This is a genomic window from Saccharospirillum sp., assembly GCF_039982735.1.
Classification (GTDB): Bacteria; Pseudomonadota; Gammaproteobacteria; order Pseudomonadales; family Natronospirillaceae; genus Saccharospirillum.
Genome location: NZ_JBDWXV010000017.1, coordinates 283,158 through 294,774, shown reverse-complemented (window position 1 = coordinate 294,774; position 11,617 = coordinate 283,158). Strand labels below are relative to the sequence as shown.

Sequence of the window (11,617 nt, the reverse complement as noted above, 5' to 3'; positions counted from 1 at the left end):
GATCTAGCATGAAGATGCGCAACACCTTAAGTCTTGGAACGGGCCTTGTTGCCCTGTGTGCCCTCGGGGCGACGGTACAGGCCGATGTGGCTGAAAGCTGTCGTTCGGTTCATTTCAGTGACCCGGGTTGGACCGACATTAATGTCACCAACGCCGTGGCAACCACGCTGCTTGAGGGCCTGGGGTATGAAACGGACGTGGACTTGCTGGCCGTCCCCATCGGGTTTGAATCACTGCAAGCCAACGACATCGATGTGTTTCTGGGTAACTGGATGCCAGCTCAACAGGCCTTTGCCGACAAATACGCCGATGGCTATGAGCAGGTCCGCGCCAATCTGGAAGGGGCCAAGTTCACTCTGGCCGTACCAGAGTATGTGCAGGAGGCCGGTGTCGAGTCCTTCGCTGATCTGGCTGACCATGCAGACGCTTTTGACCGTCGCATTTACGGCATCGACCCCGGCGCACCGGCCAACAGCCTGATCCAGAGCATGATCGATGCCGGCGATTTCGGGCTGAGTGGCTGGGAACTGGTTGAATCCAGCGAGCAGGGCATGCTCAGCCAGGTGGATCGGGCGGCACGGCGTGATGAGTTCGTGGTGTTTCTGGCCTGGGAGCCGCACCCGATGAACCTACACCATGATCTGGCCTATCTGACCGGTGGTGACGACTATTTCGGGCCGAATCTTGGCGGTGCAACCATCTACACCCTGACCCGAAACGGTTATCGCGATGAATGCCAGAACGCCGGACGTTTACTGACGAATCTGGTGTTCACGTTGGAGATGGAAAACCAGATCATGAGCGCCATTCTGGATGATGGTGAGACACCAGAGGCCGCCGCCCGCGCCTGGCTGGCTAGCAACACCGAGGTACTGCCCACCTGGCTAGACGGTGTGACTACCGTCGATGGCAGCCCCGGTCTGGCGGCTGTTGAGCAGGCACTGAGTCGCTGAAAACCGCCCTACCAGAGAGACGCTTCGTCTACCCAGCGCTGCAACCGCAGCGCCCTGTCTTCAATGAGCTGGCCGACCCTGGGTCGGTCGGCTATGTGTTCAATTCTGAAATCGCCGTAGTCATCACCTTGTTTTAACCGCTGCGCGGCGTAGAGCCACTTGCCGGAAAAATAGCGCAGGATCTCCCGTGGGTGATCGACCAGGTTGTTGATGCCGACGATGTCGCAGGGGTGGTCGCCCGCCAGCCCGTACCAGCCATCGAAACCGGGTGTTCCCAGGCTGCTGACGCGCCAGATCGAAACAAAGGGCACCTTGGCCCAATAGGGGTCTGGGTCGATGGGGCCAATGACGATGCTCCGGCTTTCGAAAAATCCCAGCAGGTCGCGTTTACGTTCGCGCAGCCACAATCCCCGGTTAAAGCGGTTACGGTAGTCGGGCAGGGAAGGGGCGGGCTTGGGTTTGCTCATCGACAGGCTCAAAATACTGGGTTGAGTCAGAGGAGGACCATTGAACGCAGTTTCCAGCCTGGCGTCAATGACGCCCGCTAGTTTTCCAGCCCGCGGATAATGCCCTCGATCTGATCCCGGGAGGCCACGAGGGTTTCCATGATGTCGTCCACCTCATCCGGATTGATGTGCAGGTGCTGGTAGACAGAGAGATCAATCGGCTGGTTCTCGCCGGGCAGCAACCCGTATTGTTGGAGCAGGTTGTTGGCCAGATAGACCATCTGGGCGTGATCGGAGCCGGTGCCCAGGTAGTCGGGTTCGGCCTGGTATCGAATGCCCAGGCAGACTTCGCTCGGCATTTGCCAGCTTTTCATCAGGTAGGCGGCAATCTGGTCGCCGGAGATGCCGAGCAGATGTTGTTCGACAAACTGGTGGGGCAGGTGGCGGTTGGCTTCCCGCATTCGGCAGACGGCTGAGAAGTGCGGCCGGAAGGCGTGCGACAGCACCAGGTAGCCAAAGTTGTGCAGCAGACCGGTGAGGTACACCAGGCCGAAGCCGGGCCTGAATTCGCGCGGAATCAACGAAAGCAGGGCGCCACTGGCGGCGGCGACGTAAACGGCCTTGGTCCAGAAGGGTGCAAAGCCTTCGGCGTTGTCGCTGGGCAGATCGAGTGTTTTGCCGAGCGCAAGACCGAGCGACAGGTTCATGACCAGGTCGTAACCCAACACCCGGACAATCGCATCCTGAACCGACTTTATTGACCCCGGTGCGGCGTAATAGGACGAACTGGCCCAACTGACGACCTGGGCGGCGAGGCTCGGATCATTCTCCACAATGCGGCTGAGTTTGCTGATGTCGGCATCCGGGTCGACACGCAATTTAATAATGGCCTGGGCGGTCGCAGGCAGTGGTGGAATCTCCAGAGTCTCTTCGATGCGCTGGCGTATGCGCAGGGCGGTGAAGCTGTTCAGGGAGCGGTGTATGAGCTCGCGATCCTGTTCGAATAGATCGATGCCCTCGTCCGGGCGGATGCTGGGCAGGGGTTCGCATAAATCAGCAACACGAGTGGTGTCTTTGTGCTTCAGCAGTTGGGCATTGGCCAGGCGAATAAGCCCGTGACGGCTGCCGCTGTATACGAATACTTCCTCAAGCTGATAGAGGCGCTCATCAATCAGGGTTTCCGCTTCCATTAAATCATCGAAGGCAGGCAGCGTGCTTACTGACAGCTTCAGCTTGATCTTGTTGATCTCCGGCAGGGCCAGGGGTTGTAGCTGCCGCCCGGTCAGGCGTTTGACCTTCTCCAGATCGAGCAGGGTGTCTGAGCAAAAGAAAATCTGAACCAGGCCGAAGGTATCCCTCAACAGCGCCACTTCAGCGCGGATGCCACTATGTCCGTCTGCGTCTATCTCATGAGCGATACTGTGTTTGCGCAAATGCTGTTTGACCAGAAAAGGGAGGTCTTTGTTGTGGGGCTCGGCCATGGGACTCGCCATTGAGTATGAATCCTTCAATTTGGTTTCTGGAGTTTAGATCATTATTCGTAATGGGGTGCCATTCCGGGTCAATAACGGTGAGGGCATCACTGTAAAAGCGACCTGCGTCACACTTGTGCATAGCGGTCGGCGTTAAACAACCATCGCTCAACCAGAGGCGAGATGTGGCTGGGGTATTCGGTTTGCAACCGGTGAGCGAGCTCTGGTACCACGGTCAGCCAGTTGCGATCACGCTCCAGGTCTGCGACCCGAAATGCCATGGCCCCGGTCTGGCGTGTGCCCAGCACTTCACCCGGGCCGCGCAATTTCAAATCTTCCTCGGCAATGACGAACCCATCGCTGGTTGAGTGCATAACCTCGAGACGTTGCTTGCCCTGTTCCGATAGCGGGCTGCCAAACATCAGCAGGCAGTGACTGTCTATAGTGCCACGCCCGACCCGGCCACGCAGCTGATGCAGTTGCGCTAACCCCAGCCGTTCCGGATTTTCAATGATCATCACCGAGGCATTGGGCACATCGACGCCCACTTCGATGACAGTGGTGGCCACCAGAATGTCCAGTTGGCGGTCTTTGAAAGCGGCCATCAACCGGGTCTTGTCGGCCGGTTTCATGCGGCCGTGCAACAGCCCGACGCGTCTTGCCGGTAAGCAGCGTTGCAGCACATCGGCGGTTTCTTCGGCGGCTTCGGCCTGGAGTTCTTCCGACTCCTCAATCAGCGTACACACCCAGTAGACCTGCCGGCCAGATTCGCAGGCTGCATCGACCCGGCGGATCACCGCATCCCGCCGCTCCTGGCTGATCACCGTGGTGGTAACGGGGGTGCGCCCGGGGGGCAGTTCGTCGATGATGGAGACATCGAGGTCGGCGTAGGCGGTCATCGCCAGGGTACGGGGAATGGGCGTGGCGGTCATGGTGAGCTGATGCGGCAGGCCGTCGCGGGCTTTTTCTTTTAACGCCAGGCGCTGATGCACGCCAAAGCGGTGCTGTTCGTCAATGATCACCAGGCCCAGGCGGTGGTATTCGACCCCCGCCTGAAACAGGGCGTGGGTGCCGATCATCAACTGGGTTGTGCCGTCGGCCAGTTCAGCCAGTATGGCTTCACGCTGGCGTTTGCCTTGTTTGCCAAGCAGCAGTGAACAGCGCACGCCGAGCGGCTCGGCCCATTGCTGCAGGGTGCGAAAATGCTGTTCGGCCAGCAGCTCGGTCGGTGCCATCAGCGCGACCTGAAACCCGGCCTCGATCGCTTGCAGTGCCGCCACCATGGCAACCAGGGTTTTACCGGAGCCGACATCACCCTGCACCAGTCGCAGCATGGGCAGACTGAGCCCCATGTCTTTCTGGATCTCGCCGGCAACCCGTTGCTGGGCGCTGGTCAGTTGAAAGGGTAGCTGGCGCAACAGGCCGGTAACCAGTGTTTTGCTGGGCGGTATCGCCGGTGCGCCGTTGGCCTGGGTTTTCTGACGAATCAGCATCAGGCTCAGGTGGTGGGCCAGTAGTTCTTCAAGCGCCAGCCGTTGTTGCGCCGGATGCAGCCCATCGAGCAACGCCTGGGTATCGCTGCTGGAGTGGGGGTGGTGCAAGGTGAGCAGCGCGTCCGTCAGCGATGGCAAACCCCAACCGGCCAGCCAGTCGGGTGGTACCCATTCGGCCAGACCACCCTGACGCTTCAGCGCCGTGATGGCCTGTTCGACCAGAGCGCGCAGCCGGTTCTGGTTCAGGCCTTCGCTGCTGGGGTACAGCGGGGTCAGGGTGTTGTCGAGGGGTGGGAACTGGTCGTCATCGCGCGCGACGTATTCCGGGTGCATCATTTCCAGCCCGGTCGAGCCCATGCGCACTTCACCGTAGAGGCGCAAATGGGTGCCTTCGCTCAACCGCATTTGCTGCGCTTTGGTGAAATGAAACAGGCGCATGCTAATCAGCCCGGTACCGTCCGACAGGCGGCAGATCAGGCTGCGGCGCCGGCCAAACAGCACCTGGGAGCCTCGTACCTGGCCCTGTACCACCACGGCCATGCCCAGCTGCAACTTGCCAATGGGCGTGATTCGGGTCCGGTCCTGGTATTTGTAGGGCAAATGAAACAGCAAATCGCCGATGCTATTAAGCCCGATCGACTCGCACTTTTCAGCCAGCTTCGGGCCAACACCGGTTAACCGGCTGATCGGATCTTCAAGCTGCATTGGAGCCGATGTTGCACTGGCGCACGCAGGTTTCCAGCAGGTCGATCGCTTTGGGCCGCGGGAAGCTGGCGCGCCAGGCCAGGGCGACTGTGCGCCGGGGCACGTGGTTGGCAAAGGGGCGCACCGACACCAGTTCGTCGTTGTACAAGCGCGAGCCCGTTGCCGACTGCGGCAAAATGGTAATGCCCAGGTTAGACGCGACCATATGCCGCAGCGTTTCCAGTGAACTGCCATCGGCCATGGTGCGGATGCGACCTTTCGGATCGCGTGAGGCCGAGGCGATGTTCGGGCAAGCCGTGAAAATGGTATCGCGGAAGCAGTGGCCTTCACCGAGCAACAGCAAGGGCTCCTGAATCAGTTCTTCGGCCGGGATGCTCTTGCGTTTGGTCAGCGGGTGACCACTGGGCAGCAGGATCTCGAAGTCTTCATCAAACATCGGCTTGGTCAGTACGTCCGGCTCGTTGAACGGCAGGGCGATGATGATGGCATCGAGCAGGCCATCGCGCAGCCGATGGCGCAGGTTGGAGGTGAAGTTTTCTTCAATCTCCAGGGGCATTTCCGGCGCGAGCTGGCGCAACTGGGGGATGATGTGTGGCAGCAAGTAGGGCCCGACGGTATAAATAACGCCGAGTTTCAGCGGGCTCGACAGCTGGTTCTTGCCGGCATGCGCCAGATCTTCGATCTTGTGGCTCTCTTCCAGTACCCGCTGGGCCTGTTCAACGATGCGCTGCCCGACCGGAGTGACCTGAACGCCGGATTTGCCGCGTTCAAAAATAGCGACGCCGAGCCGGTCTTCCAGTTTCTTGATCGCGACACTGAGCGTGGGCTGGGCTACGAAGCAGCGTTCCGCCGCCTTGCCAAAATGACGTTCCTGGGCCAGTGCGACGATGTAGCGCAATTCTGTAAGCGTCATGAGGGCGTATCCTGGTGGGTGCAAAGAAGACGAGTGCAAATCAACAACGCGGGCACCTGAATGTGGCCCCGGGTATGGTTGGCTACCTATTTGCTATAAGCTATCGAAAACTCATTTTCGATACAAGAGGGTAATAATATGCCTGGTCGGTTTTTGCTTGCTGGGGTGGGGGACCTGAACCGCCGGGTCGCCCGGCGCCTGCTGGACGGTGGTGCGACCGTGACCGGGTTACGCCGTTCGGCACCGGACCCGGCGTTGGGGTTCGAGCAACGCAGCGTTGATTTGGCCATAGAGCCCTGGCCGGATGTTGGTGCCGAGGTGGTGATTATCGCCCTGTCGGCAGCGCAGCGGGATGCCGAGGGCTACCGCCGTGGCTACGTGCAGCCGGTGCAGCAGCTCGGGCGGAGTTTGCAGCACTGGCGCACGCCGCCGGAGCGGGTCATCGTGGTCGGGTCGTCCCGGGTGTACGGTGCCAACGACGGCCGCGAACTGACGGAAGACAGCCCGATTCACCCCAGTGACTGGGGGGGGGATTGTCTGGCCGAAATGGAAGCGGCGGTCGACCGGCTGCCTTTAGAAACAGCGGTCGCCAGACTGAGTGGCATTTATGGGCCGGGTCGCGACTGGTTGCGGCGCATGGCCCTGAAAGCCGACACCACGCCACCGCAGACCAACCACTGGACCAACCGGATTCACATTGAAGACGCTGCCGCTGCTCTGGTGCATCTTGCGTTTACATCGACGCTGAGCAGCCGCTATCTGGTGACGGATCGCCAGTCAGCACCGCTCTATGAGGTGCTGAATTACCTGCGTGAACAACAGGGGCACCCAACGCTGCGCGGCGTGCCCGAGGTAGCCGGCGGAAAGCGGTTACTCAGTGATCGTTTGGCCGCGACGGGCTTCGAGTGGCAGTACCCGACTTACCGGTCCGGAGGCTACGGGACGCTGTAGGCGAACCCAGCCACCGGTCGGCAACAACCTGATTCCGGCCCGACTCCTTGGCCTGGTAGAGCGCCTGGTCGGCCCGACGGAAGGCGCTGGAGATGCTGCCCGTCGGCCCAACATCGGCCCAACCGATGCTGATTGTTATGTACTTGCCTTGCAGTTCCGGAATCTCAAGAGCGGCGATAGTCTGGCGCAAGCGATGCAGGCGTTGTTCAAAGTCTGTTTCGTGCTCTCCGTAGCTGATCATTGAAAACTCCTCGCCACCGACCCGACCCGCGAGCCTTGCCTCGGCGGGGGTGTTCATGCATTCGGCGCTGAGCAGGCAGGCCAGCTGGTTCAGCACCACATCGCCGACGTCATGGCCCAAGGTGTCGTTTACGGTCTTGAAGTAGTCCAGATCCATGATGGCGACCCGCAGCGGCTTGCCGGTCTCGATGCTGAGACGCTTGACGATGTCACCGAAGTCATCCAGGTGTCGTCTGTTGGGCAGGCCGGTTAACGGGTCGGTCAGAGCCAGCTGGTTCAGTCGGCGGTTGCTCTCGGTCAGTTCCGCCGTACGTCTATCGACCTCTCGTTTCAGCTCTGCCGCCTGTTCGGTTTTAAAGCGCAGTGTCTCCTGCTCCAGACGTTGGCGCTTCAGAATGGATTCGCGCAGATAGAGGGTAATGATGGTCGCGAACAACATGGTACTGAGCACGACCCCCAGCAACACCAGCGATATCAGGCGCTGGGAATAGGGTATCCAGCCAAACGCACTGCCGGCCAGCAACAACAGAGCCGTGATCATCGGTGACCAGGCGATGGAAAAGCGCAGTGCCCGGCGCGAGCCGTGACGCAGTTCGACTATGAGCATCAGCGTCAGAATGAGCACGGCACCCAGACTCCAGACGACGGGCCAGGCCATCAGTAACGGTCGGGTCGAAACGATCAGAAACACCAGCCCCAGGCCGACCAGCCCACCCAGTGCCCAGTTCATTGACTGGCTCAGCCACGCCGGCTGATGACGATTGCCAATCATCTGAGGCGCCATCCAGGCAAAAAAGCCAACCATGGCATAGAGGGAGACGGCAGCCATAGGTGCGCTGAGGGTTGGCCACTGGGGCCAGAAAAAGCGCTGTGCATAGCCGAACAGCAGGCTCAGACAGAGCGTCAGGAACAGGGCGAACAGGCTGAACGCCAGATAGGCTCTAACTCGGGTGGCGGTGTAAAACATCAGGGTGAAGAGGGTCAGCGCCAGCATCATGCCGAAGAACAGCATGTCTCTGAAGCCGGAAACCTGGGTTTTGGCCATCAGGGCCTCGGGTTTCCAGAGCGTCAGGGGCAGGCTGATCAGGGTTCCGGTGCCTTCGCCTTCAATGGTTTTGATTTCTCCGGGGGCAAAGTTCACGACAAAGCCGTAGCCATTCAAGGCCAGTGGCCGTTGGCTGAATGGCAGTGACTCGCCGACCGGGAAGCGAGTGTCGTCGTAGCGCAATGTCAGGGTGTTGAGGATGGGGTCGTCTACATAGAGCCAGAGTGTTTGTGGGTCTGAGGTGGTGTTTTGCACTGCCAGTTTGAATTGGATCAGGGTGCCTGTGGCCTGGTAACCGCCCAGTGGCAGGGTATTTAACGGTTCGAAAGCAGGCCCGGTATCGGCAGCGGTGCGGGTGGTGACCAGGCGGGCCGACAAGCCCCCGGTCAGGTCCAACCGGGGTTCGCCAGCCCATTGAACCGGCGGTAGCTCAGCCGCTGAGGCTAGGCACGCCAGCACCAGGCCCACCGCCAGAAGCCACCGCTGAAAACGCATCAGTCGACCTCCGGCGAATGGCTGGAAGGCTTTGCTGTGACGGTCTGGCTCACCACGTTGATCAGGCCCTTATCGTGCTCGCGTGTTTCCTGTACAGCCTAGTCGTTTTTTCCGGGTGTGTTTTGCGGTTTACAGTAACTGGCCCCTTACCTGGGGCCCGGGCCTCAGGCGGGTTGTTTCTTCCCGATGACGTAGCAGGGAATGTACTCGGTGCCCGGCAGCTTCATCCGGTGCTGTTTAACGAAGGCTTCGAGCAGGTTGTCGAGCGGTTCCAGGATGTCCGGGTCACCGTTGATTTCATAGGGGCCATGCTGCTCAATCAGGCGAATGCCCTGCTCCTTGACGTTACCGGCGACAATACCGCTGAAGGCCCGGCGCAGGTTGGCGGCCAGCAGGTGCACCGGCATGTCTTTGCGCAATTCGAGTTTGGCCATGTTGGCGTGGGTGGGTTCGAACGGGCGCTGGTATTCGTGGTCGATGTGCATCTGCCAGTTGAAGTGGTAGGCATCGGCCTTGGTACGGCGGAAGACGCGCACCTGCTCAATGCCCAGCACCATTTCCCGCGCCGCCTGGGCATGGTCGCCGATGATGATTTTGTAGCGCTGCTGAGCGGCATAACCCAGGGTGCGGGCGATGAACTCGTGCAATTGCTGAAAGTAGGGCTCGGCCGATTTCGGGCCGGTCAAAATCAGCGGGAAAGGCAGGTCTGCGTTTGAGGGATGCAGCAGAATGCCAAGCAGATACAGCAACTCTTCTGCCGTACCGGCGCCGCCGGGGAAGATCAGAATGCCGTGGCCGACCCGCACAAAGGCTTCGAGGCGTTTTTCAATGTCGGGCAGAATCACCAGCTCATTGACGATGGGGTTGGGGGCTTCGGCGGCAATGATGCCGGGCTCGGTTAAGCCCAGATAGCGCCCCTGGCGAATGCGCTGCTTGGCATGGGCGATGGCAGCGCCTTTCATCGGCCCCTTCATCACGCCCGGTCCGCAGCCGGTGCAGATATCCATGCCACGCAGCCCCAGTTCGTGGCCGACTTCCTTGGTGTATTCGTACTCTTCGTGGCCAATAGAGTGGCCACCCCAGCAAACCACCATACGCGGCTCTTCACCCGCGTGCAGCGACTGGGCATTGCGCAGCAGGTGGAAGACGTAGTCGCTGATGCCATCGCTGGACTCAAAATCGACCCGTTTGCTCTCCAGTTCGCTGGCGGTGTAGACAATATCGCGAAGTGCCGAAAACAGCATTTCCCGGGTTGAGGCAATCATTTCGCCGTCGACAAAGGCATCGGCCGGGGCATGGCGCAGGTTCAGGCGTATGCCTCTGTCTTGCTGCACGATCTCGATCTGGAAATCCGGATAGGTTTCGAGGATGGTTTTCGCGTTGTCGCTGGTCGAGCCCGTATTCAGAATGGCCAGGGCGCAGCGACGGAACAGCTCATAGAGGCCATTCTCACCGGCCGACTTCAGTTTTTGCACTTCCCGCTGAGACAGCACTTCCAGGCTGCCTTTGGGGGTGACGGAGGCATTTACGGTACTTCGTTTCATTCACAGGTCCTATCGGGGTTTACCCCCGGTTCATTAATGGCCGGGCCTTCCAGGGCGTCGGCGATACACACGCAGCCGCCGGTAAACCGACGCTGCGGCGCTGTGGATTCTTCGTTCCGGTTCGTCCGGAACAGTATAGTGGGTTACAGCCCGGCCAGCGGGTTCTGGAGCAAATGGCTGACGATGCGTTTCATCTGGTGCGGGTCTTTCTGGGTGACATTACCCGTGCCTGAGTGGGCACGCAGCGCCAGCTCTCTGCTTAACCAGAAGCGGGTGGCGGCTTGTATCGTAAGGTCTGGTATGGCTGCACGCTCTGCGGGTTTCAAGGGGCGGGTCTGTTCATAGTGGCTAATGAAGTTAGCCACCTTGGCGGTATCCGGCAGGCCTTCGCTGTCGAGGCACCAGTCGATCAGACATGTGGCGATATCCAGTGCATAGAGGTCGATACCGGCAAAATACCAGTCGATAATGCCCGCCAGGCCGTCTTCATCAAACAGCGCGTTGTCGTGAAACAGGTCGGCATGGATGACGCCTTGCGGCAGGCTCCGGTCGATGGTTTCAAGCCGATCCAGGGCGCTCGCCAGCAAGGTCGCATCGTTTGCTTCAAGATCGGGGCCGAGGCCTTGCTGCTGCGTCCGAATCCAGCCAATACCATGGCTGTGCGCGCGATTGCCGGAAAAAAGGCCAGTACTCTGGTGTATTTTACCCAGGGCCCCCGCCACCGTCGCTGCATGCGCCAGACTGGGCTGCTCGTGCTGGCCTGCAACCCGCTCGAACAAGACCGCCGGCTTGCCGTACAACTGAACCATAAACTCACCTTCGGCGGTGCGAAACGGCTGCGGCACGGCACAGTGAGCGTCGTGCAGGTGCTCGCCCAGGGCCAGAAAGAAGGGCAGTTCCTCTGGCTGGTGCTTTTCAAACACGGTTAACACGAACTGGCCGAGATCGGTATCGACAAAGTAGTTGGTGTTCTCGGTACCCGCACTGATGCCCTGATGGTCTGCATAGTGACCCAGAGTATAAGCGTCGAGCAGGGTTTCGATGTCTTCCCGGCTGAGTTCAGTAAATACAGACATACTGGCACTGCGTTGCGTTATGGAGGCGGGAGTATAAACCGACTGTTCAGCCAAGCCCACCGTGAAAAAGATGAGTTGTCGCTGCCATTTGGGCAGCAGAGGCTGGGTCAACTACGGGGGCATGAGTCCGTACCGGCTACTGGGTAGGCCTCTGCGGGGGAGGCGTAAACCCATCCATGGGGCCTAGACCGCAGGATATGAATCCCATCCATGGGATTCACCCTTCGGGTTCGCTTCGCTCATGCTAAAACGCTCCCGGCGTTTTAGTCCCTGCTGCGGGCTAC

General features: G+C 59.9%; 9 protein-coding genes. 2 read left to right on the top strand and 7 right to left on the bottom strand.

The annotated features are described in order from the left end of the window. Window positions 1-8: 8 nt before the first annotated feature. Window positions 9-953, top strand: coding sequence for a choline ABC transporter substrate-binding protein (locus ABJT94_RS15675; protein ID WP_348477639.1), 945 nt, complete (start codon window positions 9-11; stop codon window positions 951-953). Between the two features lie 8 nt (window positions 954-961). On the opposite strand, the gene ABJT94_RS15670 is transcribed toward ABJT94_RS15675, so the two are convergent. The 4 genes from ABJT94_RS15670 to ABJT94_RS15655 form a co-directional block, all read right to left on the bottom strand. Further along, window positions 962-1,420, bottom strand: coding sequence for a DUF4826 family protein (locus ABJT94_RS15670; protein ID WP_348477640.1), 459 nt, complete (start codon window positions 1,418-1,420; stop codon window positions 962-964). Between the two features lie 77 nt (window positions 1,421-1,497). Further along, a complete protein-coding gene (locus tag ABJT94_RS15665; protein ID WP_348477641.1) occupies window positions 1,498-2,892 on the bottom strand; it encodes an HDOD domain-containing protein in 1,395 nt (464 codons plus the stop codon). A gap of 107 nt (window positions 2,893-2,999) precedes the next feature. Next, window positions 3,000-5,069, bottom strand: a complete 2,070-nt coding sequence (gene recG / locus ABJT94_RS15660; RefSeq protein ID WP_348477642.1) for an ATP-dependent DNA helicase RecG — start codon at window positions 5,067-5,069, stop codon at window positions 3,000-3,002. Next, entirely contained in the window at window positions 5,059-5,982 is a 924-nt protein-coding gene (locus ABJT94_RS15655; RefSeq protein WP_348477643.1) for a hydrogen peroxide-inducible genes activator, read from the bottom strand. Before ABJT94_RS15655 ends, recG begins: the two co-directional genes overlap by 11 nt. A gap of 138 nt (window positions 5,983-6,120) precedes the next feature. On the opposite strand from ABJT94_RS15655, the gene ABJT94_RS15650 reads away from it, so the two are divergent. Beyond that, on the top strand, window positions 6,121-6,933 hold the full coding sequence (locus ABJT94_RS15650) for a hypothetical protein (protein WP_348477644.1): 813 nt from the start codon (window positions 6,121-6,123) through the stop codon (window positions 6,931-6,933). Here ABJT94_RS15650 and ABJT94_RS15645 read toward each other — a convergent pair. From ABJT94_RS15645 to ABJT94_RS15635, 3 genes are all read right to left on the bottom strand, one after another. Further along, window positions 6,857-8,713 carry a diguanylate cyclase gene (locus tag ABJT94_RS15645; RefSeq protein WP_348477645.1) on the bottom strand — a complete coding sequence of 619 codons (1,857 nt, stop codon included), beginning with the start codon at window positions 8,711-8,713 and terminating at the stop codon, window positions 6,857-6,859. The two genes, ABJT94_RS15650 and ABJT94_RS15645, sit on opposite strands and share 77 nt — an antisense overlap. A gap of 164 nt (window positions 8,714-8,877) precedes the next feature. Continuing rightward, window positions 8,878-10,257 carry a nucleotide 5'-monophosphate nucleosidase PpnN gene (gene ppnN, locus ABJT94_RS15640; RefSeq protein WP_348477646.1) on the bottom strand — a complete coding sequence of 460 codons (1,380 nt, stop codon included), beginning with the start codon at window positions 10,255-10,257 and terminating at the stop codon, window positions 8,878-8,880. A 143-nt stretch (window positions 10,258-10,400) separates the two neighbouring features. Continuing rightward, a complete protein-coding gene (locus ABJT94_RS15635) occupies window positions 10,401-11,333 on the bottom strand; it encodes a homoserine kinase (RefSeq protein ID WP_348477647.1) in 933 nt (310 codons plus the stop codon). Window positions 11,334-11,617 lie beyond the last annotated feature (284 nt).

Excerpts from the sequence above, each read along its gene's own strand:
- ABJT94_RS15675 (WP_348477639.1), top strand. The coding sequence starts at position 9 with ATGAAGATGCGCAACACCTTAAGTCTTGGAACGGGCCTTGTTGCCCTG.
- ABJT94_RS15670 (WP_348477640.1), bottom strand. The coding sequence starts at position 1,420 with ATGAGCAAACCCAAGCCCGCCCCTTCCCTGCCCGACTACCGTAACCGC.
- ABJT94_RS15665 (WP_348477641.1), bottom strand. The coding sequence starts at position 2,892 with ATGGCGAGTCCCATGGCCGAGCCCCACAACAAAGACCTCCCTTTTCTG.
- recG (WP_348477642.1), bottom strand. The coding sequence starts at position 5,069 with ATGCAGCTTGAAGATCCGATCAGCCGGTTAACCGGTGTTGGCCCGAAG.
- ABJT94_RS15655 (WP_348477643.1), bottom strand. The coding sequence starts at position 5,982 with ATGACGCTTACAGAATTGCGCTACATCGTCGCACTGGCCCAGGAACGT.
- ABJT94_RS15650 (WP_348477644.1), top strand. The coding sequence starts at position 6,121 with ATGCCTGGTCGGTTTTTGCTTGCTGGGGTGGGGGACCTGAACCGCCGG.
- ABJT94_RS15645 (WP_348477645.1), bottom strand. The coding sequence starts at position 8,713 with ATGCGTTTTCAGCGGTGGCTTCTGGCGGTGGGCCTGGTGCTGGCGTGC.
- ppnN (WP_348477646.1), bottom strand. The coding sequence starts at position 10,257 with ATGAAACGAAGTACCGTAAATGCCTCCGTCACCCCCAAAGGCAGCCTG.
- ABJT94_RS15635 (WP_348477647.1), bottom strand. The coding sequence starts at position 11,333 with ATGTCTGTATTTACTGAACTCAGCCGGGAAGACATCGAAACCCTGCTC.